The organism is Aeromonas sp. TECH754 (assembly GCF_056279295.1).
This window is the reverse complement of record NZ_JBWBRA010000001.1, coordinates 3,106,986-3,129,479: the sequence shown is the minus strand read 5'-3', so window position 1 is coordinate 3,129,479 and position 22,494 is coordinate 3,106,986. Positions and strand designations below refer to the sequence as shown.

At 63.2% G+C, this 22,494-nt stretch carries 20 protein-coding genes; 12 read left to right on the top strand and 8 right to left on the bottom strand.

Features of this window, described 5'->3' with window-relative positions; translation table 11 throughout:
- Positions 1–5 precede the first annotated feature (5 nt).
- Positions 6–1,379, bottom strand: a complete 1,374-nt coding sequence (locus ACZ9IL_RS14015) for an aminotransferase-like domain-containing protein (RefSeq protein WP_476004055.1) — start codon at positions 1,377–1,379, stop codon at positions 6–8.
- A 117-nt stretch (positions 1,380–1,496) separates the two neighbouring features.
- Between ACZ9IL_RS14015 and ACZ9IL_RS14010 the strand changes: the two genes are divergently transcribed.
- From ACZ9IL_RS14010 to ACZ9IL_RS13995, 4 genes are all read left to right on the top strand, one after another.
- Positions 1,497–2,093, top strand: a complete 597-nt coding sequence (locus ACZ9IL_RS14010) for a LysE family translocator (protein ID WP_476004054.1) — start codon at positions 1,497–1,499, stop codon at positions 2,091–2,093.
- 102 nt (positions 2,094–2,195) lie between these two features.
- The gene (locus ACZ9IL_RS14005; RefSeq protein ID WP_476004053.1) at positions 2,196–2,786 is read left to right on the top strand and encodes a LysE family translocator; all 591 of its coding nucleotides are present in this window, start codon (positions 2,196–2,198) and stop codon (positions 2,784–2,786) included.
- 74 nt (positions 2,787–2,860) lie between these two features.
- Positions 2,861–3,553: an aspartate/glutamate racemase family protein gene (locus ACZ9IL_RS14000; protein ID WP_476004052.1), complete on the top strand. Its 693-nt coding sequence runs from the start codon at positions 2,861–2,863 to the stop codon at positions 3,551–3,553.
- 274 nt (positions 3,554–3,827) lie between these two features.
- Entirely contained in the window at positions 3,828–4,706 is an 879-nt protein-coding gene (locus ACZ9IL_RS13995; RefSeq protein WP_476004051.1) for a hypothetical protein, read from the top strand.
- 59 nt (positions 4,707–4,765) lie between these two features.
- Here ACZ9IL_RS13995 and ACZ9IL_RS13990 read toward each other — a convergent pair whose 3' ends face one another.
- Positions 4,766–6,556: an AMP-dependent synthetase/ligase gene (locus tag ACZ9IL_RS13990; RefSeq protein WP_476004050.1), complete on the bottom strand. Its 1,791-nt coding sequence runs from the start codon at positions 6,554–6,556 to the stop codon at positions 4,766–4,768.
- A 182-nt stretch (positions 6,557–6,738) separates the two neighbouring features.
- On the opposite strand from ACZ9IL_RS13990, the gene ACZ9IL_RS13985 reads away from it, so the two are divergent.
- A complete protein-coding gene (locus ACZ9IL_RS13985; RefSeq protein ID WP_476004049.1) occupies positions 6,739–7,284 on the top strand; it encodes a thioredoxin domain-containing protein in 546 nt (181 codons plus the stop codon).
- Between the two features lie 117 nt (positions 7,285–7,401).
- Here ACZ9IL_RS13985 and rimI read toward each other — a convergent pair whose 3' ends face one another.
- Positions 7,402–7,863 carry a ribosomal protein S18-alanine N-acetyltransferase gene (gene rimI, locus ACZ9IL_RS13980; protein ID WP_476004048.1) on the bottom strand — a complete coding sequence of 154 codons (462 nt, stop codon included), beginning with the start codon at positions 7,861–7,863 and terminating at the stop codon, positions 7,402–7,404.
- A gap of 137 nt (positions 7,864–8,000) precedes the next feature.
- A complete protein-coding gene (locus tag ACZ9IL_RS13975; RefSeq protein ID WP_476004047.1) occupies positions 8,001–8,402 on the bottom strand; it encodes a DNA polymerase III subunit psi in 402 nt (133 codons plus the stop codon).
- Between the two features lie 229 nt (positions 8,403–8,631).
- On the opposite strand from ACZ9IL_RS13975, the gene ACZ9IL_RS13970 reads away from it, so the two are divergent.
- On the top strand, positions 8,632–10,239 hold the full coding sequence (locus tag ACZ9IL_RS13970; protein ID WP_476004046.1) for an ATPase RavA domain-containing protein: 1,608 nt from the start codon (positions 8,632–8,634) through the stop codon (positions 10,237–10,239).
- Positions 10,240–10,342: 103 nt separating this feature from the next.
- The gene (viaA, locus tag ACZ9IL_RS13965) at positions 10,343–11,797 is read left to right on the top strand and encodes an ATPase RavA stimulator ViaA (protein ID WP_476004045.1); all 1,455 of its coding nucleotides are present in this window, start codon (positions 10,343–10,345) and stop codon (positions 11,795–11,797) included.
- A 48-nt stretch (positions 11,798–11,845) separates the two neighbouring features.
- On the opposite strand, the gene ACZ9IL_RS13960 is transcribed toward viaA, so the two are convergent.
- The gene (locus ACZ9IL_RS13960; protein WP_476004044.1) at positions 11,846–12,850 is read right to left on the bottom strand and encodes a diguanylate cyclase domain-containing protein; all 1,005 of its coding nucleotides are present in this window, start codon (positions 12,848–12,850) and stop codon (positions 11,846–11,848) included.
- Positions 12,851–13,048: 198 nt separating this feature from the next.
- Between ACZ9IL_RS13960 and ACZ9IL_RS13955 the strand changes: the two genes are divergently transcribed.
- The 3 genes from ACZ9IL_RS13955 to ACZ9IL_RS13945 all read left to right on the top strand — a co-directional run bounded on the left by ACZ9IL_RS13955 (position 13,049) and on the right by ACZ9IL_RS13945 (position 17,295).
- Positions 13,049–14,923 (top strand): diguanylate cyclase, encoded by a 1,875-nt coding sequence (locus tag ACZ9IL_RS13955; RefSeq protein ID WP_476004043.1) that lies wholly within the window; start codon positions 13,049–13,051, stop codon positions 14,921–14,923.
- A gap of 255 nt (positions 14,924–15,178) precedes the next feature.
- Complete coding sequence (prfC, locus tag ACZ9IL_RS13950) at positions 15,179–16,768, top strand: peptide chain release factor 3 (protein ID WP_476005356.1); 1,590 nt, start codon at positions 15,179–15,181, stop codon at positions 16,766–16,768.
- A gap of 188 nt (positions 16,769–16,956) precedes the next feature.
- Positions 16,957–17,295, top strand: coding sequence for a nuclear transport factor 2 family protein (locus ACZ9IL_RS13945; RefSeq protein ID WP_476004042.1), 339 nt, complete (start codon positions 16,957–16,959; stop codon positions 17,293–17,295).
- Between the two features lie 127 nt (positions 17,296–17,422).
- Here ACZ9IL_RS13945 and ACZ9IL_RS13940 read toward each other — a convergent pair whose 3' ends face one another.
- The 3 genes from ACZ9IL_RS13940 to ACZ9IL_RS13930 all read right to left on the bottom strand — a co-directional run bounded on the left by ACZ9IL_RS13940 (position 17,423) and on the right by ACZ9IL_RS13930 (position 20,143).
- Positions 17,423–17,884 carry an acyltransferase gene (locus ACZ9IL_RS13940; RefSeq protein ID WP_476004041.1) on the bottom strand — a complete coding sequence of 154 codons (462 nt, stop codon included), beginning with the start codon at positions 17,882–17,884 and terminating at the stop codon, positions 17,423–17,425.
- Positions 17,881–18,807 (bottom strand): GNAT family N-acetyltransferase, encoded by a 927-nt coding sequence (locus ACZ9IL_RS13935; RefSeq protein ID WP_476004040.1) that lies wholly within the window; start codon positions 18,805–18,807, stop codon positions 17,881–17,883. The genes ACZ9IL_RS13940 and ACZ9IL_RS13935 overlap by 4 nt, the downstream gene beginning before the upstream one ends.
- Positions 18,808–19,105: 298 nt before the next feature.
- On the bottom strand, positions 19,106–20,143 hold the full coding sequence (locus ACZ9IL_RS13930) for an alkene reductase (protein ID WP_476004039.1): 1,038 nt from the start codon (positions 20,141–20,143) through the stop codon (positions 19,106–19,108).
- Positions 20,144–20,316: 173 nt separating this feature from the next.
- Here ACZ9IL_RS13930 and ACZ9IL_RS13925 point away from each other — a divergent pair, with 173 nt between their 5' ends.
- Together ACZ9IL_RS13925 and ACZ9IL_RS13920 are read left to right on the top strand one after the other, a co-directional pair.
- Positions 20,317–20,889 (top strand): TetR/AcrR family transcriptional regulator, encoded by a 573-nt coding sequence (locus ACZ9IL_RS13925; RefSeq protein WP_476004038.1) that lies wholly within the window; start codon positions 20,317–20,319, stop codon positions 20,887–20,889.
- 92 nt (positions 20,890–20,981) lie between these two features.
- Complete coding sequence (locus tag ACZ9IL_RS13920; RefSeq protein ID WP_476004037.1) at positions 20,982–22,394, top strand: DUF2252 domain-containing protein; 1,413 nt, start codon at positions 20,982–20,984, stop codon at positions 22,392–22,394.
- The last annotated feature ends 100 nt before the right edge of the window (positions 22,395–22,494 follow it).

The window sequence follows — 22,494 nt, the reverse complement described above, 5'->3', positions numbered from 1 at the left end:
ACTGACTATAGCAAGGGATTGGTCGGCGGCGCAGCGCGCAGCAGGCCGGCGAGACGCTCCAGCCCCTCGGCGACGCGGGCGTCGGTGGCGGGCTGGCTCAGGCTCAGGCGAACCCCTTGCGGCGCGGCAAACTGGCCGGCGGCGAAGTGTTCCCCACTGGCGACCCCGACGTCAAGGGCGTTGGCGGCCTCGGCGAACTCCTGACTGCGCCAGGGCTCGGGCAGAGGCAGCCAGGCATGCATGGAGCCCGGCTGCCAGCGGGCGCCTGGCAGCAGGTGGCGCAGCAACTCGCCACGGCGCGCCAGGATCCGTCTCTGCAGCTCGATCAGCGGCATGATCTGGTGCTGGCTCACCAGCTTGCAGGCCAGCTCGATGAGCAGCGGACTGACCATCCAGCTCGACAGCCGCATCGCCTGGGCGAAGCCGTTGCGCAGGGCCGGCGGTGTCAGCACGAAGCCGACTCTCAGGCCGCCGCAGGCGATCTTGGCCAGGCTGCCGAGGTAGATGACCCGCTCCGGTGCCAGGTTGACCAGCGGTGGCAGCGAGGTTTCCGGCAGCAGGCCGTTGACGTCGTCCTCGATGATCAGCAGATCGTGGCGGCGGGCTATGGTGACGATGGCCTCGCGCCGCGCCAGGCTCATGATGGCGGTGGTGGGGTTTTGCAGGGTCGGCGTCAGGTAGAGCAGCTTGGCCCGGCGTTGGCGGCAGGCCGCGTCCAGCGCCGCCGGGATCAACCCCTCCTCGTCCAGCGGCAGGCCCACCACCTGGTTCTTCAGCTGGCGGGCGTTGCCCAGCATGCCGGGGTAGCTGAGCCCCTCGCACAAGATGGTCTCTCCCACGCAGCCGGTGGCGAGCAGGGCCAGCATGATGCCGTGCTGGGCGCCGTGGCTGAACAACAGGTGCTCCTGCCGGCAGTTGACTCCGAGACTCAGCAGCCAGTCGACGAACAGCTGGCGCTGCTCGGGTCGTCCCGCCTCCTTGTCATAGCCGAGCAGGGCGTTGAGATCCCCTTCCGCCAGCTCGTTCAGCATGGGTTTGATGATGGCGGCCCTGTCCAGCTGGACCGGCAGGTTCTGCCACAGTTCGATGCGGTGGCTGTCTTCGTTGCGGATCACCCACTCGTTGGCCGGATCCGCCTCCCCCCTGACCCAGGTGCCGTGACCAACCCTGGCGGCCAACAGACCGCGCCGCTCGGCTTCGGCGTAGGCACGGGTAACGGTGCCGACTGTCACGCCGAGCTTGTCCGCCAGCGCCCGCATGGTCGGCAGCCGGGTCTGGGGTGGCAGGGTGCCGCCGTGAATGGCCTGCTCGATGGCCTTGACCAGCTTCAGGTAGATCGGGCCTTCGAAGGCATCGAGGTTGGGAGTCCAGATTGTCATGGTGACAATAAATCCATTGATCGCAAAATTGTCTCAATATAGCGTGAATATCAGCCGTTAAACAACCGTGATACACACATTGTATCGATACAATCTAACCCTGTAGGAGATACACCCATGACCATGGAATGGTATGCCACCCTGTTTGGCTTCGCCCTGCTCACCTGTGGCACCCCGGGCCCGAACAACCTCATGCTGACCGCCTCCGGCGCCAACTTCGGCGTGCGCCGCACCCTGCCTCATCTGATCGGGGTGGTGGTCGGTCAGCCGGTGTTGCAACTGGTGCTGGCGCTCGGCTTCTATCCGCTGTTCGAGCGTTGGCCCTTGCTCAAGCTGAGCCTGCAGGTGCTGGGCAGCCTCTATCTGCTGTGGCTGGCGTGGCGCATCGCGGTGGCCGGGGCGCCCGGCGATCCGGCGCGGCGCTCCCGTCCGCTGACCCTGCTCGAAGGGTTGGGCTTCCAGTTCCTCAACCCCAAGGCCTGGATGATGGGGATCTCTGCCATCAGTTTGTTCAGCCTGCCGGGGAGCGATTACTGGTCGAGCATGTGGGGCATCATGTCGGTCTTCCCCATGGCGGGACTGCCGGTCTGCTTCGCCTGGGTGCTGTTCGGTCATCAGCTCAGCCGCTGGATCAATTCGGACAAGGGCTGGCGCCGTCTCAACGGCAGCCTGGGCGCCCTCACCGCGCTCTGCGTGGTGATGCTCTGGTATTGATGAGTGACTGATTATTAATGCAAAGAAAGTGCATTGCTGACCTTGTCGTCAGGGCGCCGGCTCTGCATATTAGGGAGCTTGCTGTTACTTTATGAGGTTGAGATGGATCTGAACTGGTTGCTTCCCCTGGCGGGCTTTGCCCTGATCACCTGCGGCACGCCGGGCCCCAACAACATGCTGCTCACCAGCGCCGGGGCGGCCCAGGGCTTTCGTCGCTCGCTGCCACTGCTGGTGGGGGTGGTCGGCGGCATCAATCTGATGATCCTGGCCATGGCGCTGGGGCTGGGGGGGGTGTTCGAGACGCTGCCGCTGCTGCACGAGGCGCTCAAGCTGATCGGCTCGGCCTATCTGCTGTGGCTGGCCTGGAAGGTGGCGACCGCCAGCGGCCCGGCCGAGGGTAGCCGACCGCTGATCCCGGCCCATCAGGGCGCCATGCTGCAACTGCTCAACCCCAAGGCCTGGATGATGGCGCTTTCCGCCATCAGCGGCTTTACCCTGGCGGGAGAGAACTACTGGCCCTCAGCCAGCTGGGTGCTCGGCACCTTCTTCATTACCGGCCTCTATACCGGTGCCTTCTGGGTGTTGTTTGGTGCCCAGGTGCGCCGCCTCATCCGCACCGCCAGGGGCTGGCGTCGCTTCAACCTCGGCATGGGGGCAGCCACGGCGGCCTGCGTGCTGATGATCTGGATTTAGGTGCCTGTACCTACCCTTCTGTCTTGTTGGCCCTGCGGGGCCTTTTTTATCTCTATGACCGTCAAGGAGTTGCCATGAAATGTATCGGTCTGCTGGGGGGCATGAGCTGGGAGTCCAGCGTCAGCTACTATCAGGCGCTCAACCGGGGCGTGCGGGCCCGGCTCGGTGGCCTGCACTCGGCGCGGGTGCTGCTCAACAGCGTCGACTTCGCCGAGATAGAGCGGCTGCAACATATCGGTGACTGGCCCGCCACCGCCCGGCTGCTGAGCGTCGCCGCTCGGGATCTGCAGGCCGGTGGGGCGGATTTTCTGCTGATCGGCACCAACACCATGCACAAGGTGGCGCCCGAGATAGAAGCCGCCATCGAGATCCCGCTGCTGCACATCGCCGACGCCACCGCCAGACGCCTGCAGGCCGACGGGGTGACCCGGGTCGGCCTGCTCGGCACCCGCTTCACCATGGAGCAGGATTTCTACAAGGGGCGGCTGACAGAGCAGTTCGGATTGGAGGTGCTGGTGCCGCCAGAGGCGGAGCGGGAGCGGGTGCACCGCATCATCTATGACGAGCTCTGCCTCGGGCAGATTCTCGCCCCCTCGCGGGTCGAATACCTCGCCATCATCGCCGGGTTGGCCGAGGCGGGCGCCCAGGCGGTGATCCTGGGTTGTACCGAGATCGCCCTGCTGGTGGGGGATGCCCATGCCGCGGTACCGCTCTACGACACCACCGCCATCCATGCGGAGGCGGCGGTGGAGTGGGCGCTGGGCTAAGTCCCATAACTAGAACACGCAGCAAAAAAAACATAAAAAAGAGGTGCCGATGCGCTTCTTTTTGCTGTGGGGGGAAGCCTTGGCCGAAACACTGAGCGGATTAACGGTCTTGGGTCCTATCTTCTGTTATTAGCCCATAGGGGCCTTTTTACCAATCATGTTATTAGATAGGTACATTTTAAAATACAGCAGCCCAACAATGTAAACCCTCCATATGAGTCCTCGATCGAGAGCGTGAAGCAATATAACATTCTGTTTTTAATATGGAGGTTATATGAAGCTCGCTATACTTTCACTTTTAATCCCAATTGGTGTGTCAGCTGTAGAACAAGATTATAGACTTACAGTAGACTCTTGGGTTGATGGTGCCTTGGATAAAAGTACAGCCTCATCATCTACAATAGTAGTGAATGTTGAAAATGGAATAATATCACCAGGTAATAGTGGTGATTTGATAAATGGTAATTTCGTTGATAACGATAAGATCATAAATTTAAAACAAAGTGTAAATCAAAAAAACACTCACTATCTTGGCAAGCGAATAGATGAACGGCAATACCAAGGCGTCTGGTATGACAATGATGGCAATGGTGGTGACTTCCACATTGAGTGGGGTGAGGAGGAAAAACCGGATTGCCGTCTAGCAACTGAGACTGGTTGGCATCACGGTTTATACTGTAATGCGGAGATTGATGGCGGTGGATGGCAACTGGTTGCTGTGAGGTTTAATAAAGAAGCACATATTCCTGTTGAAAAAATCACTGAATTAAATAGTAATCAATACCTTAATCCTGGTGCATGGATGCAATTAAAAGATGAGTCGACAGAGATTTTATTTGTACAGCCGGATACAAATCTATGGGGAGTGATGGGGATATTACAAGCAAGTAACCCTAAGTTTTGTTCACCATTGAATGATAACTTAAGTAAGAAGGTTTTGGTTCACGCAGAAAAAGAAGGTTGCTCACTTCAAGATCTAGATTATACAGTTGTTGGGCACCCTAGTAGTTCAGATTATCAAGGAAGTTTCTATAAATATAAAAAAGGTGTTTGGAGTGCAAACTACCCTGACTTATGGGTTAAATCAAACTGGGCACATCAACAGGATGCATCATTTAGCTATAGTGGCCAATTGATGGTTTTTGTAAGATAAATAATGGCCACCTCTGGGTGGCCTTTATTTATATGATGTATATCAAAATATTTAATTACTTATACGTGGCTATACATCGCCTCGATCTCGCTCTGGTACTTGGCCTCGATGATCTTGCGGCGCAGTTTCATGGTCGGGGTGATCTCCCCGAGTTCCATGGAGAAGGCGCTCGGCAGCAGGGTGAATTTCTTCACCTGCTCGAACTTGGCCAGCTCCTGCTGCAGCTCATGGATGCGCGATTCGAAGAATTCCACCACCCGGGAGTGGCGCAGCAGCTCGGTCTTGCACTGGTATTGCAGGTTGATGGAGCGGGCGTACTCCTCCAGCGACTCGAAGCAGGGCACGATCAGCGCCGACACGAAGTGGCGGGCGTCGGCCACGATGGCGATCTGCTCGATGAAGCGATCCTTGCCGAGCGTCCCTTCCACCAGCTGCGGCGCCACGTACTTGCCGTTGGAGGTCTTCATCAGCTCCTTGAGGCGCTCGGTGAAGTAGAGGTTGCCCTTGTCGTCCATCTCGCCGGCATCGCCGGTGCGCAGGAAGCCATCCTCGGTCATCACCTCGGCGGTGGCCTGTGGCTTGTTGTAGTAACCGCGCATCACGGTGGGGGAGCGCACCAGCAGCTCGTTGTTCTCACCCAGCTTCACCTCGATACCGCTCAGCACAGTGCCGATGGAGCCCAGCTTGAACTGCTGATCCTCGAAGCAGCAGACGGTGGCCGTGGTCTCGGTCATGCCGTAGCCGTACTTGAGGTTGAGCCCCATGGCCTGGAAGAAGAGGTTGACGTCGTCGGCGAGGCGGGCGCCCGCCACGGGCAGGAAGCGGGTACGGCCGCCGAAGCGGGCGCGCAGCTTGCGAAACACCAGGCGCTCCGCCAGGGCGAGCTTGACGTAGAGCAGCGGCGAGGCGGACTCGCCCGCCTGACGGGTGGCGACCATCTGCTGGCCGACCCTGGTGGCCCAGCCGAACAGGGCGCGGCGCAGGCGCGGAGCCTGGGCCACCTTGGCCTGGATCATGGCGTAGGCCTTCTCGTAGAGGCGTGGCACGGCGCACATCACGGTCGGTTGCACCTCGCCGATGACGTCCATCACCTTCTGGGGATCACGGATATAGACGTTCTCGGCGCCGCAATAGAGCACGTAGTAGGTCCAGACGCGCTCGAACACATGGCTGAGCGGCAGCATGCACAGGGACACGTCGTGCTGGTTCAGATCCAGGCGCTTGTCGTGCATCTCGAAGCAGGCGGCGACATTGGCAAAATCGAGCATGACCCCCTTGGGCTCACCCGTGGTGCCCGAGGTGTAGATCAGGGTCAGCAGGTCATCCATCCGGTAGTGCTGCTCGCGAACGCGCAGCTCCTGCTCGCTGGGCTGGTGATTGCCCGAGGAGAGGAAGGTCTGGAAGTGACACGCCTCGGCGCAACCGCGCAGATCGACGCCGCCATCCAGGGTGACGATCTGGCGGATCTCGCCATTGTTCAACAGCTGGAGCGCCTGATCGAACTGCTGCTGCTCCCCCACGAACAGCAGGCTGATGTTGGCATCACGCACTATGTAGCGCAGTTGCTCCAGGGTGCTGGTGGGGTAGATGGGCACGCTGACGCCGCGGGCGGCGAGGATGCCGAGGTCGGCCTGGGTCCATTCCGGCATGTTGCGGGCATAGATGCCGACCATCTCGGTGGACTGGTGGCCGGTACGGATCAGGGCCTGGGCACAATAGTCCATCGCCTGACCCAGGGTGCGCCAGCCGATGGCACGCCACTGGCCGTCCTGCTGGACGCGCAGGGCGGCCTTGTTGCCAAGGCGGGCAATGCGTTCCCGCATCAGTCGAACCAGATGAAACTGCGGCATCCTCAAACATCCTCAAGTAACAGTTGTACGCCCGTGAGGGCACTCAAAATCGCGCTGGAGTGTAAACTCTAGCATTACAGCTTACAAGTGTGCGCCGTTTGTCCTGGATCACAAAGTCGTCAACTTGGATCGACTCAGGCATGATGGGGCAAAGAGATCGGATTCGTTCAGGGAGGGGAGCCATGAAGTTCGGGATCAAGAGCCTGATCACCGGGGTCTTGCTGCTACTGGCGGGGGTCGGGGTGCTCTGGTTTGTACTGGGAGGCTTGCCTGCGGGGGAGGACAATCCCTGGCTGAGCGGGGCCGAAGGTTACGAGAAGGCGCAGCAACTGGCGCTGAGCGAGGGGATCCCCCTGCTCTATGTGATCGAACACGCCAAGTGCCGTCGTTGCAAGGCCCTCGATACCCTGCTGTGGCGCGACCCCGAGCTGCAATCCAGCCTGGCCGGGCTGGCCAAGGTGCGGCTAAATCCAGATGCGGGGGATGGCAGCGCACACATCCTGCGGCGCTTCCCGCCGGTGGCGACGCCCCCCGGTATCTATCTCCAGCGACCGGGGGAGCCGCTGCGGCCGATCAGAGTCGAGGTGGAGGATCAGCAGATCTGGATGCCGGGGGTGACCTACGGCCGTGGCTTCTTCATGCCGCTCTCGGCCGCCGGCTTCGATGCCGTGGTGCGGGTCACCCTCAGCCTGGAAGATGCCGCCATCGACAATGCGCCGCTGCCTTGATCCCGTTGGTGTCTTGGCCGACACCAGCCAAGACACCGGTAGGGCATATTCGCTGTCTTGACCTAAGCCGGGCTGACGGGACATCGACAGGGCATCCATCCTGTTTCGATGGGGGTTTTAACCGAAATCGAACAGGCGGGACATCAGCACGGCGTCCTCCCGGTCCTGACCGGTGCCGTAGTAGTCGGCGCGGCGGCAATACTCGGCAAAGCCCTCGCTCTCGTAGAGGCCGATGGCGCGCTGGTTGCCGGCCCGTACCTCCAGGAACCAGGCTTCCGCCTTCCTGGCCTTGCTGCGGGCGAGGTACTCCTTGAGCAGCGCCCGGCCCAGCCCCTTGCCTTGAAGGTCGGGGTGCACGCAGATGTTCATCAGCGAGCTGTCCCCCGCCACCAGATCCGAGATATAGAAGCCGGCGGGGCGGCCGTCCAGCAGCATCAGGCCGTTGAGATAGCGCGGCCCGAAGCAGGAGAGCAGGTTGGCCTGGCTCCAGGGCTCTCGATGGGCGGCCTGCTCTATGGGGTAGATGAGCGCAAAATCGGACTCTTGCAGGGGACGAAAGCTGAGGTTGGCGTCAGACATGGTAACTCCGGGAACGATTCGCTCTTGCGATACAGGGCATGCCCATGCCATGGTCGTTGGCATGGGCGCCGGGCAGCGCAAGTCTGGGTAACTGGGATGGTGCCATGAACCGGGGACAAGTCGGGCCATGGCGTTGCTCAGCCGGGCTGTCGCTGCCGACACTGTTGCCACAGGGCCCGCTTGTGCGCCGCATCGGGCTTGAGCGGGCAGATCAGGGCGTCGGGCCAGCGGGAGTCGGCCGCCGTCAGCCAGAGCAGGGGCGGAGTCGCCCCTTCGGGCAGCTCGCCGAGCAAGGAGACCTCGTCCGGCCCGATGCCGAGCAACTGGCAGATGTCTGTCAGCAGGCTCGGGGCGGGCAGCGCCTCGGCCCGCAGCCACAGCTTGCCCGTTGGTGCGGGGGACGGCGCCTGAACGGTATTATCTGCCGTCGTCGGTGCGGGCTCGCCACCCGGCAGGGTTGGCGCCCTTAGCTGCCAGACTGGAATGCCCATCCGGGCCAGGATGCGCTGGCGTAATGGGTCCAGCAGGGGATCGTGCATGGCGAAGGCTCACTCTTGATCTGCATTGGGGTAAATTCTGATGCGCAGAGTACACTCTCGCCGGATTTGCTGCACCCTTTGCGCGTCTTGGCCCGCCCCGGAACGGGATTGCCAGCGGGGTCATCGGCGCCTTGCGGCAAGATGACCAGACTCAACACATATCGCAGTGGTGCGCGGCCAGAGGCCGGACCGCGTGCCACCTTTGACCACCAGCTTCGGAACTGTGCCCATGTCGCCTTTAGCCCAGAATACTGTTCGTGCCGTCCCCATCCATGAGCGCCTGCCACGGTTGCTGGCCGCCCTCGGAGAGGGGCTGTACGAGCGACAGGATGCCCTGCGGCTCGGCCTGCTGGCGGCCCTCAGCGGCGAGAGCGTCTTCCTGCTCGGCCCCCCCGGTATCGCCAAGAGTCTGATTGCCCGGCGTCTCAAGCTGGCGTTCCACGATGCCCGCCATTTCGAATACCTGATGACCCGTTTCAGCACGCCGGAAGAGGTGTTCGGGCCGCTCTCCATCCAGGCGCTGAAGGAGGATGGCAAGTATCTGCGGCTGACTCGTGGCTATCTGCCGGAGGCCGAGGTGGTGTTTCTCGACGAGATCTGGAAGGCGGGCCCCGCCATCCTCAACACCCTGCTCACCGCCATCAACGAGCGCCAGTTTCGCAACGGCGACAGCCAGCACCCCATCCCCATGCGCCTGCTGGTGACCGCCTCCAACGAGCTACCCGCGCCGGACAGCGGGCTGGAGGCGCTCTATGACCGCATGCTGGTGCGGATCTGGATGGACAGGGTGCAGGAGAAATCCAATTTCCAGGCCATGCTGGCGAGCGATGGCCAGTCCCACCAGAACCTGCCCCCCTCGGTGCAGATCCAGGGGGAGGAGTACGAGGCCTGGCAGAGCCAGATCGAGCAGGTGCGCCTGCCGGACGCCTGCTTCGAGCTCATCTATCAGCTGCGCCAGCAGCTCGACAGCCAGCTTGGCCACGGCTGCTACGTGTCGGACAGGCGCTGGAAGAAGGCGGTGCGGCTCATCAAGGCGAGCGCGTTTTTCAATGGCCGCGACGAGGTCGCCCCGCTGGATCTGCTGCTGTTCAAGGATTGCCTCTGGCACGACGAGGCCTCCCGCACCGCCTTGCTGGAGATGATCGGTGAGTTCTCCCGCCTCTATGGCTATCAGCAACTGGCCATGACCCGCCAACTGCTGGCCTTGCGCGAACAGTTCAAACAACTCAAGGGGGCCGTCTCCCTGCGGCTCGGCTGCAAGGCAGTCAAACGCAAGCAGTGGTTCGGCCGCCGCGCCCGTGGCACCGAGCTGCCGCTGGTCAACGCCAAGCCCTTCGGCAAGCTGGTGCACTTCCACCTGCTCACCCCGGCGCCGCTGGATGGCGGGGATCCCGAGCGCCTGACCGGCACCCTCACCTTCGATCGCACCCTGCTCTCCCATTGGCACCCGACCGGCGAGGCGCTGGTGGGCTGGCCGCTCGGCAACCCCAAGGAGGGGCACTACGAGCTGGTGCTCGACGCCGAGCTGCGGCTGCACGTGCTGGATATCCAGCGTCAGCAGGTGCCGCTGGTGCTGGTGGAGCGTAGCGCCATCCCCGAGGTGGTGATCGTCCCCTGGCAAGCCGAATTGAATGACCTGGCGGAGCAGGTGAGCCGGGTACAGCAGAGCCTCAAGGTGCAGCGGGGGCTGTTCGATCGGCACCAGCCACACCTGTTTGTCGGGGCGCACTGGTTGCAGCAGGTGGAGGACAGTTTCTTCGTGCTGAACCGGGATCTGGAGCGGTTGCGCGCCGAGTTGCTGGAATGGCGTGACCGCCTGCCCGGGCTGGATGCGTGATGGTTTTTTATGCTGAAATAATCATGCATTACCAATCCAACGCGCTGAAAATCTGTCTGTGTCAGCATGATGCTTTGCTGTCTCGGCGACACAAGGAGATCCCGTGCTCGAAATCGGCATGATGGATCTGGGGCTCCTCATTGGGGAAGGGGAGCTGGCGGGGGAGATGGCGCTGCTGCTGGCGTCTACTCCCAAGATCTCCGAATTTCTCAAACGCTCCCCGCTGCAGGGCAAGCTGCTCAAGAAACGCATCCAGAGCTGGAGCGAGCAGCTCGGTGAGGAGATGCGCCACAAGCCGGTGCCGGTGGCACTGGAGCAGGAGTACCGGCTCTATCAGGCGCACCGGTTGCTGCCCATGACCGAGCTGGTGGGTCGGCTGCCCGCCCTGCTGGAGGCGCTGGATCAGCACAGTCCCTTCGCCGGCGATGCCCGCAGCCTGGTGCGCCAGATCATGGTGCAGCCCACCGAGAGCCTGCGTCAGCTGTTTATCGAGAAGTGGCGGGCCAGTCTGGTGGGCAGCCTGCTGCAGCTGCAGCAGCAGATCGCCGAGGCGGAGCGGGAGAAGCAGCGCCAGGAGATAGAGGATCAGTTGCTGGCGAACCGCACTCTGGCCGATGCGCTGGATCCGCACCAGATCTCCGCCGGCGGCCTCTGGGATCTGGCGCAGGGCAGCTGGCACAAGCGCAGCCTGGTGCTGGTCAAGCAATACGCCCGCATGTTGCAGCGCGAGCCCCTGCTCGGGGAGATCGCCGACCTGCTGGGGCGCAGCGAGCGGGAGCGGCGCACCGATTCACGGACCCAGCCGCCGGTGCCGGTGCATGAGCTGGAAGAGGTGCAGACCGACGACGTGCCGGACGATCTGGTGGGGGTGCACCCGGCCAGCGACCTGATGCGATTGCTGCCGAGCGAGGCGGTGATGCTGGCGCTGCCGGAGCTGGAGCTGGAGTTCTATCGCCGCTATCTGGAACGGCGGCTGCTGAGCTATCAATCGCGCGGCACCCTGCCGCGCCAGCGCCTGATGTTGCGCACCCCGGAGCAGGGGGGCGAGGAGCCACAGCCGCGCGGGCCCTTCATCGTCTGCGTCGACACTTCGGGCTCCATGGGGGGTTATCCCGAGGAGTGCGCCAAGGCGCTGTTCCTGGCGCTGCTCAAGGTGGCGATGGACGAGAAGCGGGGCTGCTATCTGATGCTGTTCTCCACCGAGGTGGCGACGCTGGAGATCACCGCCGAGACCGGGCTCGACAAGGCGGAACGCTTCCTCTCCATGAGTTTCCACGGCGGCACCGATCTGGTGCCCTGCCTCGAACAGGCGCTGACCCAGCTCGATAAGCCGGATTTTGCCAAGGCCGACGTGCTGGTGATCTCCGATTTCATCGCCCAGAGCCTGCCCCACGCCCTGCTCGACAAGATGAACGGACGGCGCAAGCAGCAGACCCGCTTCCACGCCGTCGCCATGTCCAAACACGCCAAACCGGCGATCCTGCGGGTGTTCGACAACAGCTGGTTGCTCGACTGCGGCCTGCGTGGCCGGTTATTGCGGCGCTGGCAGCGCAGCTGAGGGGCCGCTTCCCTTCATCCTTCAGATATCGGCGAGGTCATCGGGCGGTCAGGCATCTGGTCTGTGGTGCAGCCCTCGCTCGCTCACCTGCTCCTGATCCAGCAGCGGCTGGCCGCTCGGCTGGGCGATGTGGAAGCCCCGCTTGCCGCCGCGTTTGACCCGGTACATGGCCTGATCGGCCCGGGCCAGTGCGGTGCTGAAGTCATCCTGTGGCCGAATGGCCGCTATCCCCATGCTCAGCCCCACCGCCACCTCCCCGTTGGGCAACTCGAACGGGGTGGCGATGGCGTTGATGCACTGACGGGCCAGGTGGCTGGTCCTGGGATCCTCGGATGACCAGGGCAGCAACAGCACGAACTCGTCCCCGCCGAGCCGACCCAGCCTGATCTCGTCGCCACAACAGTGGCGCAGCCGCTGACTGAGGGCGACCAGCAACTCGTCACCGGCGCGATGGCCCAGGTTGTCGTTCACCTGCTTGAAGTCGTCCAGATCGATGAAGCAGATGGCCTGATATTCCAGCGGGAACTGGCGCTGCAGGGCGATGCGGTTGAGCAGGCCGGTGAGGGGATCCCGGTGGGCGAGCCTGGCCAGTTGCTGCTCGTACTCCTTCTCGTGGGTGATGTCGATGTGGGTGCCCATCACCCGCAGCGGGTTGCCCTGTTCATCCCGCTCCACCACCCGGCCCCGGTCCAGCACCCAGGTGACCTTGCCGTCCTTGGCGAGCATGCGGTGCATCACCTGATAGAATGGGCTCTTGCCCTCCAGATGATCGAAGAAGGCCTGCAACACCCGCTCCCTGTCCTCCGGGTGCAGGTGGGCACGCCAGACGTCGAAGTGGGCCGACAGCTCCTTGGGCTGATAGCCGAGCATGGCCCCCCAGCGCCGGTTGAAGATGATGAGCTTGCCGGTCGGCACATGGTTCTGCCAGATGCACAGGCCGGTGCCGTCCATGGCGGCATCCAGCTTTTCACGGGCATCCTCGGCGATCCGTTTCAGCCGCTCGTTCTCCAGCAACAACCTGTCATGGGCCTCCAGCAGCTCCTCGTAGGTCATTCATCATCCCTTCCCTTGTTTGAATCTGCCTATAGTCGATGCAGATTTTCCTTCTGTAAAGAATGAGATGGCAGTAGTGAACACCAAGCCGAGATTGGGCTCCTCGTCAGACGGTGGCTGTGCACCCGCGACAAGGAGGGATATTATTGGCACTGTGGGTGCGGCATGCGTGCCATCGAACGGGGAGACGGAGTCGGCATGAAGATCCTGATGAGCTGGAGTCTGCTGTTATGGCTGGGGGTAGCCCCGGTCTGGGGGGCGCAAGCACCGCTCAGCGAACCCGGCTTGTCCCGGGAGTTGCAGCAGTTGGAAGATGATGCGCCGCCGGTGCGGGAATTTCGTGTGCGGGTCGCGATCCTCGGGGGGCAGCGTGGCGACTATCCGCCCGAGGTGCAGGGGCGCATCGCCCGGCTGCAATGCTGGGCCCAGCCCGCCGAGCGTGATGAAGACTTTGCGCGGGCGGTGCAGTTTGCCGAAGGGGAGCTGGCTCTCGCCCGTGAGCGCAGGGACAGGGTCACCGAGAGCGGCCTGCTGGCCTGTCGCGGTTTTCATCAGCAATTGCTCGGCAACATGGCCGAGGCCACCCAGGATTACAGCGACGCGCTGACCCTGGCGCGCCGGCTGGGGGATGAGCGGCAACGGGCCGATATCCTCAGCCTGCGGGGGGACATGTACTCCTATCAGGGGGAGACGGCCGAGGGCCTGCTGGAGCTGATGGATGCCCATCGCCGCTATGAGGGGCTCGGGCTGGAGAACAAGGGGCGCGAGGTGCTGGCCAGGATCGCCAATACCTATCGCCGGATGGGGCTCTTTGAGCGGGCACAGGGCTATTTTCAGGAGCTGGAACACGACTATCGGGTCGCGGGTGATCCGGAGCGGTTGATCGACATCCACACCCAGCAGGGATTGCTCTATGTGGAAACGGGGGAGTACGACAGGGCACTGCCGCTGATGACCGAGGCCGAGGGCTACTACCTGGCCCAGCAACAGGAAGGAATGCTGGCCTGGATCCGGATCGAGATGGCCACCATTTTGCTCAATCAGGGCAAGACGGCCAGGGCCATGGACAAGCTGGAACAGGCCTCCACCTTGCTGCATCAGGGGCTGGGAGCGGACAGCGTGACCCGCGGCCACTGGGAGATAGTGATGGCCACCGTGCTGGAGGCCACGGGGAAACCGGCCGAGGCGCAGCCGCATCTGGATCGGGCCGAGCGGGTGTTCGCCAGGGACCATAATCTGCGTTTCCTTGCCTGGATCCATGAGGTGCGGGCCCGGCTGCTGGAGCGGCAGGGGCATATCAAGGAGGCGCTGGCCAGCCTCAAGCAGTTCGTGCAGACCCGGCATGAGCTGGAACAGATACTGCGGGAGCAGCGTACCTTGCGGCTGCGCTTCGAGTTCGATCTCGCCCGCAAGGAGCTGGAGAACCAGACCCTCAGATCCAGCCAGCAGTTGCAGGCGGAGAAGCTCAAGCAGTTGCAGGAGCGGCGCTACTGGCAGTATCTGGTGGTGACGCTGCTGATCCTGGTGATGGGCATATTGGTGATCCACCAGCGGGGTCGCACCCGCAAGATGCACCGCCTCGCCATGACGGACGAACTGACCGGCATCCACAACCGGCGCCAGATCCAGGCCAAGGGACGCAAGCTGTTCAGCCAGGCGCGCGAGGATGGCAAGCCGTTTTGCGTGCTGCTGCTGGATATCGATCACTTCAAGAAGGTCAACGACCAGCTGGGTCACCATGTGGGGGATCTGGTGCTGACTGCGGTGGCCCAGTGCATTGAGGATCAGCTGCGCAGCCTGGACAGGGTGGGGCGCAACGGGGGCGAGGAGTTCCTGGTGCTGCTGCCGGACACCCTGCTCGACGAGGCCGCCGAGGTGGCGGAGCGGATCCGCGAGCAGGTCGCCCGATTGCGGATCGAGGAGGTCCCCGAGGATCACCCCATTCATGTCAGCATCGGCTGTGCCCAGTACCGACCCCAGGACGGCAATCTGGGGGAGCTGGTACGCCGTGCGGACGAGGCGATGTATCAGGCCAAGCTGACGGGCCGCAACCGGGTGGTGAAGGCACAATGATCCCGGCCGGGGTCTCGCCCTTTCCTGTTAAGCCGGGCTGGGTATTTTTCACTCGCGCGGGTATAATGTCGCGCAATTTTGCTTTGACCCAGGCGAGAAGACCCATGTAGCGCAGCGCTCTTTCCTTTCCCACCGGCTGGCCAGATGGCCCGTGCGGGTGGCGCCGTTGTGTGCATGGGGGCCCCGAGTCTGAAGGTGGCATCCGCATTTATTCCCACGGGGGCCTGAGGCCCTCGCTCAATAGAAGAACATTGAATTATGTCTGCTGAATTTCTGAGTGAAGTCTCCAAGAGACGCACTTTTGCGATCATCTCGCACCCGGATGCGGGTAAAACCACCATCACCGAAAAGGTCCTGCTGTTCGGACAGGCCATTCAGCGCGCCGGTACCGTCAAGGGCCGTGGCTCAGGCCAGCATGCCAAGTCCGACTGGATGGAGATGGAGAAGCAGCGCGGCATCTCCATCACCACCTCGGTGATGCAGTTCCCCTACGGCGACTGCCTGGTCAACCTGCTCGACACCCCGGGTCACGAGGACTTCTCCGAAGATACCTACCGTACCCTGACCGCGGTCGACTGCTGCCTGATGGTCATCGATGCCGCCAAGGGCGTCGAAGATCGGACCCGCAAGCTGATGGAAGTCACCCGGCTGCGGGACACCCCCATCCTCACCTTCATGAACAAGATGGACCGCGAAGTGCGCGATCCCATGGAAGTCATGGACGAGGTGGAGCGCGAGCTGAAGATCATGTGCGCCCCCATCACCTGGCCCATCAGCTGCGGCAAGTCCTTCAAGGGTGTCTATCACCTCTACAAGGACGAGGTCTATCTGTACCAGACCGGTCAGGGCCACACCATCCAGGAGAAACGGGTGGTGAAAGGGTTGCACAACCCGGAACTGGACGCCGCCATCGGCGAGGATCTGGCGGCGCAGCTGCGCGGCGAGCTGGAGCTGGTGCAAGGGGCCTCCCCCGAGTTCGATCACGAGGCCTTCATCGCCGGCGAGATGACCCCGGTCTTCTTCGGTACCGCGCTCGGCAACTTCGGCGTCGACCACATGCTGGACGGCCTGACCGACTGGGCCCCCGCGCCCATGCCGCGCAAGGCCGAGAGCCGTGAGGTGGCCGCCACCGAGGAGAAATTCTCCGGCTTCGTGTTCAAGATCCAGGCGAACATGGACCCGAAACACCGCGACCGTATCGCCTTTATGCGCATCGTGTCAGGTACTTATTCCAAGGGCATGAAGATGCGCCACGTGCGCATCGGCAAGGACGTGAACATCTCCGACGCCGTCACCTTCATGGCCGGTGATCGCGAGCAGGCCGTCGAGGCCTGCGCCGGCGACATCATCGGCTTGCACAACCACGGCACCATCCAGATCGGCGACACCTTCACCCAGGGCGAGGATCTGAAGTTCACCGGTATCCCGAATTTCGCCCCCGAACTGTTCCGCCGCATCCGCCTGCGCGACCCGCTCAAGCAGAAACAGCTGCTCAAGGGACTGGTCCAGCTCTCCGAAGAGGGTGCGGTGCAGGTGTTCCGTCCGCTCATCAGCAACGACCTCATCGTCGGTGCGGTCGGTGTGCTGCAGTTTGACGTGGTGGTCTCGCGCCTCAAGAGCGAGTACAACGTCGAGGCCCTGTACGAGGCGGTCAACGTCTCCACCGCCCGCTGGGTGGAAGGCACCGACGTCAAGAAGTTCGAGGAGTTCAAGCGCAAGAACGAACTGAACCTGGCGCTCGATGGCGGTGACAACCTCACCTACATAGCCCCGACCATGGTCAACCTGCGGCTGGCCCAGGAGCGTCACCCGGACGTCCAGTTCCGCCAGACCCGCGAGCACTGATATCCGTTCGCAGGACTTGAAGACTGACAATAAAAAGACCCCGCCTCGGCGGGGTCTTTTTTTATGACGCTTTGCCATCGAGGTCGCGTGAATGAGGTTAGGGCCACGAAGATGACTCCGGGGGGCGTCGACAGCGGCCGCAAAGCGCCCTATAAAGGGAGTCGTTGCTGATTATCAGGGAGTTAGCCATGTCAACGGAACTGCCCGTCGCGGCGCAATTTGCCGCCTACAATGCCCACGACCTCGAGGCCTTTCTGGCCTGCTTTGCCGAGGAGTTCAAGGGTTACCGCATGCCTACCGAGAGCCCGAGTACAGTCGGCAAGGGGGCGCTACGGGCCTTCTATGCGGAGCACAGGTTCAACAACCCCGCCCTGAGAGCCGAGCTGTTGTCGCGCACCGTCATGGGCAACAAGGTGTTCGATCACGAGCGGATTTATGGCCTCACCCCCGAGCCCATCGAGAGCATGGCGGTGTTCGAGGTAGAAGCTGGCCTGATCCAGACCGCCTGGTTCTATTTCCCTTCCTGAACGCCCTCACCCTAGCCCTCTCCCGGAGGAAGAGGGGCGCGACGACAGCCAGCTTGTTTGCTCCCTCTCCCCTTGCGGGAGAAGGGCTGGGGATGGGGGAGAGGCACATAGTTACCGCAGTGACTGACTAGAAGGCACGCAGCAGTCGGGCCGGATTACCGGCATAGGTGCCGGGGATCAAGATGTCGCGAGTCACCACTGCGCCGGCACCGATGACGGCCCCGCGGCAGATCCGCACTGGCAATATGGTGGCGTTCGAACCGATGGAGACCTCGTCTTCGATGAGGGTGCGCCCCCAGTTCGCAGAGTCCGGATCCGGGGCTCCAGCCCGAAACAGGTCGTTGGCGAAGATGACGCCGTGACCGATAAAGCAGCGTTCACCTATGGTCACATGCTCACAGATAAAGCTGTGGGACTGTATTCTGGTCGCGCGCCCTATGTTGACGTTCGACTGGATCTCGACGAAAGGGCCGACGAATACATCGTCGGCCAGCGAGCACTCATAGAGATTCACGGGCTCCACCACCTTCACCCGCTCACCGAATTGTACCTGACGTATGCCCGCCGACAGCAGGATGGGGCCGCTCATGCCCGCGTCTCCGGCCCGAGCGCCAACACCATGCAGATCTCGCAGGCGTCGTGGCCGGTACAGCCTAGCGGGCCAGGCAGGTGCTCGAAGCCGAGGGATTCGTAGAGGCTGGTGGCCTCACGCAGATCGGCCGTGGTCTCCAGATAGCAGCGCTGGTAACCGAGCGTGCGCGCCTCGGCCAGGGCCTGCAGTACCAGCCGCCGCCCCAGCCCCAGCCCGCGCAGGGCGGGCAGGAAGTACATCTTCTGCAGCTCACAGATCTCTGCTTCCCCCGCCAGGGGGGCGATACCGCCACCGCCGAGGATGGCACCGTCCGGTCCTTCGATGACCCAATAACGGCTGCGCTCACCCTGATAGGTCTCGTGGAGGAAATCGAGATTCGGGTCCGCCACCCCGTAGCCCTTGTCGGCGGTGAGGCCGTATTCGGCGGAGACGGCGCGCACCACGGCGGCGATGGCGGCATTGTCATCGGGCGCGATGGGTCTGATGTGATAGCCCTGCTGGCGGCGGGCCCGGGAGAGGGCGCTGCGATACAGGCGCAGGCCGCTCCACAGCTGCTCGCACTCGGCGGGGCTGAGCTGGGCCAGCGCCAGCTCGGTGGCGCTGTCCATCTCCCGGTGCAATGCCAGCAACTGCGCCTGGCCGGCCTGGGTGAGACGGGCCTCCTTGCTGCGCCCATCGGAGGGATGCGGGTGCCAGCCGATGAGGTCACGCTCGACGAGGCGAGCCAGCGGACGGCTGGCGTTGGATTTGTCGATGCGCAGGCGCTCGGCCAGTTGCTGATTGGTGGCGGGGCCGTTTTCGAGTTCGATCAGCAGGTGAGCCTCGAGCGGGCTCAGGGCCAGGGCGCCGCACTGTTGGGAGAGCATGCCGAGTTCACGTACCAGCTCCCGTGACAGGGCGCGCAGGGGACGGGGATCCATGTGTCTTCATCCTTTTTGGTTGTCATCAGCAACCAATATAACCAACTAGTTGTTGCTAGCAACTTTTTTCTTCGGCGGGATGATGAGGGCTGGCGGAGGGCTGGCGGGCACAAAAAAGGGCCCGGGAGTGGGGCCCAAACATTGGAAACCCGCGCCAGGGCGCGGATCCCATCCTTGGTCAGTCAGGTCGCCAGTCAGGCCCGCCCGGTATTGGCTCTCGGTGCCACCAGGGGGCCGGTTTTTTAGGCCAGCCCGGTCAGCATGGCATTAGTGCGGGGGGGGGGCTGGGGCTGATTTTTTAGACCAGCTCGGCCAGCATGGTGTCGGCGTAGGGAACCAGCGGCTCTGCCTTCTTCACCCTGGCGAGGTAGTCCGGGTTGGCGATGAGCGGGCGACCGATGGCAACGAGGTCGAAGCGATCCGCCTTGATGGCCTCGGCAGCGCTCTGTGCGCTGTAGTTGCCGACCCCGACCAGATGACCGTCGTAGTGGGCGCGCAGGTAATCGGAGGCGTGACCATCCAGGTAGTCGAAGGTGAGGCTGTCATCGAAGATGCCGAGGTGCACATAGGCCAGGGTGCGGCCATTGAGTTCGGCCAGCAGATAGTCGAACACGGCGCGGTCCCGTGCGTCGCCGGCCAGGTGCACATAGGCACCGGGAGAGAGACGCAGGCCCACCCGATCGCCGCCGATGCGGGCACTGATGGCGTCCACCACTTCCAGTGCGAAGCGGCTCATGTTCTGTGGCGTGGCGCCGTACTCGTCGCTGCGCAGGTTGCTGGAATGATGGAGGAACTGATCGATGAGGTAGCCGTTGGCACCGTGGATCTCCACTCCGTCGAAACCGGCCTCGATGGCGTTGGCGGCAGCCTGGGCGTAATCCTCCACCAGCTGTGCTATCTCGGCGACGGTCAGGGCGCGCGGCACCTGATAGACCAGCTCGCGCATGCGCGGCACAGTGCCGTCATGGGCGACGGCAGACGGCGCCAGCACCTCGGCATGGTGGAAGAAGGGGTGGGAGAGACGACCCACGTGCCACAGTTGGGCGAAGATCTTGCCACCCTTGGCGTGCACGGCGGCGGTGACCTGTTTCCAGCCCTCGACCTGCTCCGCGCTGTAGAGACCCGGGGTATTCGGGTAGCCCTGACCGTCCGGGCGAATGATGGTGGCCTCGGAGATGATGAGACCGATGTCGGCACGGCGGGCATAGTAGGCGGCCATCTGCGCGGTGGGCACCAGACCGGGACCCGCCATGCAGCGGGTCAGAGGCGCCATCATAAAGCGGTTCGCGAGCGTGAGAGTGCCGTTGAGGCGATAGGGTTGAAACAGGGTATCCATGGTCGTCTGTCCTCGGGGAGTAATTCTTGAATGTGCATTCAAGACGTTTTTTGTTTTGTACGCAAGTCTTTTCTGAGCGAGCATTCCACACAAGTTGGTGTTGCCCGCCCGCTGGGGTAAACTTGCCGCCCTTTTTCTCCCCGGCTCGCCGGGACCCAGCCAACGGAGATCCCATGCGCAGCGCCGAGTTTGATCGGGACCATGTCCTGCGACACGCCATGGAGGCCTTCCGCGCCAGGGGCTATGCCAAGACCACCATGCAGGAATTGGTGGCGGCCACCGGCCTGCACCCGGGCAGTCTCTACGCCGCCTTTGGCAACAAGCGCGGCCTGCTGCTGGCGGCGGTCGATCACTATGTGCAGGAGAAATGTGCCCTGCGCCGGCGCTGTTTCGACCGGCCAAGCCCGCTTGACGGCTTGCGTGCCTACTTCAACCAGCTGGTGGACGATGCCCTGCACGGCTCCTGCCTGCTGACCCGCACCCTGATGGAACTGGCGGAGCAGGACGAGGAGCTGCACCTGCGCTTCAAGGCCATCTATGGCGAGCTGGAGGCCGATCTGACGCAGCTCCTGCAGCAGGCGAAGGAGTGCGGCGAGCTAGCCGCCGCCAGCGACATTCCCACCCTGACCGCCTTCTTGCAGATCAACATTCAGGGGCTGGTCACCTTCGCCCAGTGCCGCCCGGACAGCAGCCTGCTCGGCGCCGTGGTGGAGCAACTGATGGCGGCCCTGAGCGCGGCCCGCTAACCTGCCCCGGCGGGCCGATTTTTTCCCGCCCGCCTTGCCCTCAACTGCCCGCTCTTCCATCTTCATGGGACCACCAGAAGAAGGAGAAGGGCATGCCCAAGAAGTCAAAGTCCCAGGCGATGCTGCTGCATTTCACCGCGCCGCGCAGCACCATCGCTGAGCGCTTCGCCGTCGGCAAGCTGCTGCGTGAACAGGTGCCCCGCGAATCGCATGCCGAGCTGCCACCCCCCTCGTTCGAACGGGATCCCATCGCCGTGCTCAAGGCCCAGGCCGCCACCCGGCTGCAACGGCTGGTGCCGGTGCGCCATGCCAGGATGCAGGAGTCGCCCTTCGCCTTCCTGCGCGGGGCGGCCGCCATCATGGCCGCGGATCTCGTGGCTACCCCGCGCTCCGGGCTGATGGTGCAGGCCTGCGGTGACATGCATGTGGCCAATATCGGCCTCTATGCGAGCGCCGAGCGCAACCTGGTGCTGGCCATCAACGACTTCGACGAAACCCACCTCGGCCCCTGGGAGTGGGATCTCAAGCGGCTGGCCGCCAGCGCCCTGGTGGCCGCCGACTATCTCGGCGCCGACGCCAGCCGTCAGCGGGAGGCGGCCAAAGTGGTCGCCACCAGCTATCGCACCCGGCTGCGGGAATACGGCAAGCTGGGGTTTATGAGGGTCTGGTATGACCGCATCGATCAGGCCTCGGTGCTCAACGCCTTCTCCGCCGATGCCCACCAGCGGGTCGAGGCCACCTTCCTCAAGGCCCGGGGTCGCAACCATTTGCAGGTGCTCGGCAAGATGACGGATCTGGTGGACGATCAGCACAGGATCCGCGAGATCCACCCCTTCGTCATTCGCGAGACCCACACCGAGGATGGGCAACTGGTGTATGAGGTGCTGGGGGAGCTGCTGGAGGCTTATTTGGCCTCCCTGCCGGAGGACAGACGGATCCTGCTGCAGCGCTACCGGGTGGTGGACGTGGTGCGCAAGGTGGTCGGGGTCGGCAGCGTGGGCACTCGCTGCTGGGTGATCCTGCTGACCGGCGCCGATGACGACGATCCGCTGTTCCTGCAGGTCAAGGAGGCGCAACCCTCGGTGCTGGCGCCCTACTTCAGCTCCGAGGATGACAGCGGCAGCCAGGGGCGGCGTGTGGTGCGGGGGCAGCGCATGATCCAGGGCTCGCCGGATATCTTCCTCGGCTGGTGCGAGCTGCAGGGCCGCCACTTCTACGTGCGCCAGCTGCGGGACATGAAGGGAGGGATCGACATCACCCCCGGGGTGGTGAAGGTTCGCCACTTCATCGAATACTGCCAGCTCTGTGGCTGGGCGCTGGCGCTGGCCCACGCCAAGTCGGGGGATGCGGCGCAGATCGCCGGTTACATGGGCAAATCGGCGGTGATGGACGACGCCATCGCCGACTTCGCCGTCGCCTATGGCCAGCGCACCCGGGAGGATCACGCCACCCTGCTGGCCGCCATCGCCCGTGGCGATCTGCCGGTTGCCAGCGAGGCGCGGTGATGTCTACCGTGCCGGGCGCAATGAATGGCGGTGCCGAAAGGCGCCGCTTATGACATCCGCCACTTGTACCCACCACGCCCTTGCCGTCTTCATCTCCTCA

Excerpts from the sequence above, each read along its gene's own strand:
- ACZ9IL_RS13930 (WP_476004039.1), bottom strand. The coding sequence starts at position 20,143 with ATGGATACCCTGTTTCAACCCTATCGCCTCAACGGCACTCTCACGCTC.
- ACZ9IL_RS13940 (WP_476004041.1), bottom strand. The coding sequence starts at position 17,884 with ATGAGCGGCCCCATCCTGCTGTCGGCGGGCATACGTCAGGTACAATTC.
- rimI (WP_476004048.1), bottom strand. The coding sequence starts at position 7,863 with ATGTCTGACGCCAACCTCAGCTTTCGTCCCCTGCAAGAGTCCGATTTT.
- ACZ9IL_RS14010 (WP_476004054.1), top strand. The coding sequence starts at position 1,497 with ATGACCATGGAATGGTATGCCACCCTGTTTGGCTTCGCCCTGCTCACC.
- ACZ9IL_RS14000 (WP_476004052.1), top strand. The coding sequence starts at position 2,861 with ATGAAATGTATCGGTCTGCTGGGGGGCATGAGCTGGGAGTCCAGCGTC.
- ACZ9IL_RS13920 (WP_476004037.1), top strand. The coding sequence starts at position 20,982 with ATGCCCAAGAAGTCAAAGTCCCAGGCGATGCTGCTGCATTTCACCGCG.
- ACZ9IL_RS14005 (WP_476004053.1), top strand. The coding sequence starts at position 2,196 with ATGGATCTGAACTGGTTGCTTCCCCTGGCGGGCTTTGCCCTGATCACC.
- ACZ9IL_RS13990 (WP_476004050.1), bottom strand. The coding sequence starts at position 6,556 with ATGCCGCAGTTTCATCTGGTTCGACTGATGCGGGAACGCATTGCCCGC.
- ACZ9IL_RS13995 (WP_476004051.1), top strand. The coding sequence starts at position 3,828 with ATGAAGCTCGCTATACTTTCACTTTTAATCCCAATTGGTGTGTCAGCT.
- ACZ9IL_RS13945 (WP_476004042.1), top strand. The coding sequence starts at position 16,957 with ATGTCAACGGAACTGCCCGTCGCGGCGCAATTTGCCGCCTACAATGCC.
- ACZ9IL_RS13970 (WP_476004046.1), top strand. The coding sequence starts at position 8,632 with ATGTCGCCTTTAGCCCAGAATACTGTTCGTGCCGTCCCCATCCATGAG.
- ACZ9IL_RS13985 (WP_476004049.1), top strand. The coding sequence starts at position 6,739 with ATGAAGTTCGGGATCAAGAGCCTGATCACCGGGGTCTTGCTGCTACTG.
- ACZ9IL_RS13955 (WP_476004043.1), top strand. The coding sequence starts at position 13,049 with ATGAAGATCCTGATGAGCTGGAGTCTGCTGTTATGGCTGGGGGTAGCC.
- ACZ9IL_RS14015 (WP_476004055.1), bottom strand. The coding sequence starts at position 1,379 with ATGACAATCTGGACTCCCAACCTCGATGCCTTCGAAGGCCCGATCTAC.
- ACZ9IL_RS13960 (WP_476004044.1), bottom strand. The coding sequence starts at position 12,850 with ATGACCTACGAGGAGCTGCTGGAGGCCCATGACAGGTTGTTGCTGGAG.
- ACZ9IL_RS13925 (WP_476004038.1), top strand. The coding sequence starts at position 20,317 with ATGCGCAGCGCCGAGTTTGATCGGGACCATGTCCTGCGACACGCCATG.
- ACZ9IL_RS13935 (WP_476004040.1), bottom strand. The coding sequence starts at position 18,807 with ATGGATCCCCGTCCCCTGCGCGCCCTGTCACGGGAGCTGGTACGTGAA.
- ACZ9IL_RS13975 (WP_476004047.1), bottom strand. The coding sequence starts at position 8,402 with ATGCACGATCCCCTGCTGGACCCATTACGCCAGCGCATCCTGGCCCGG.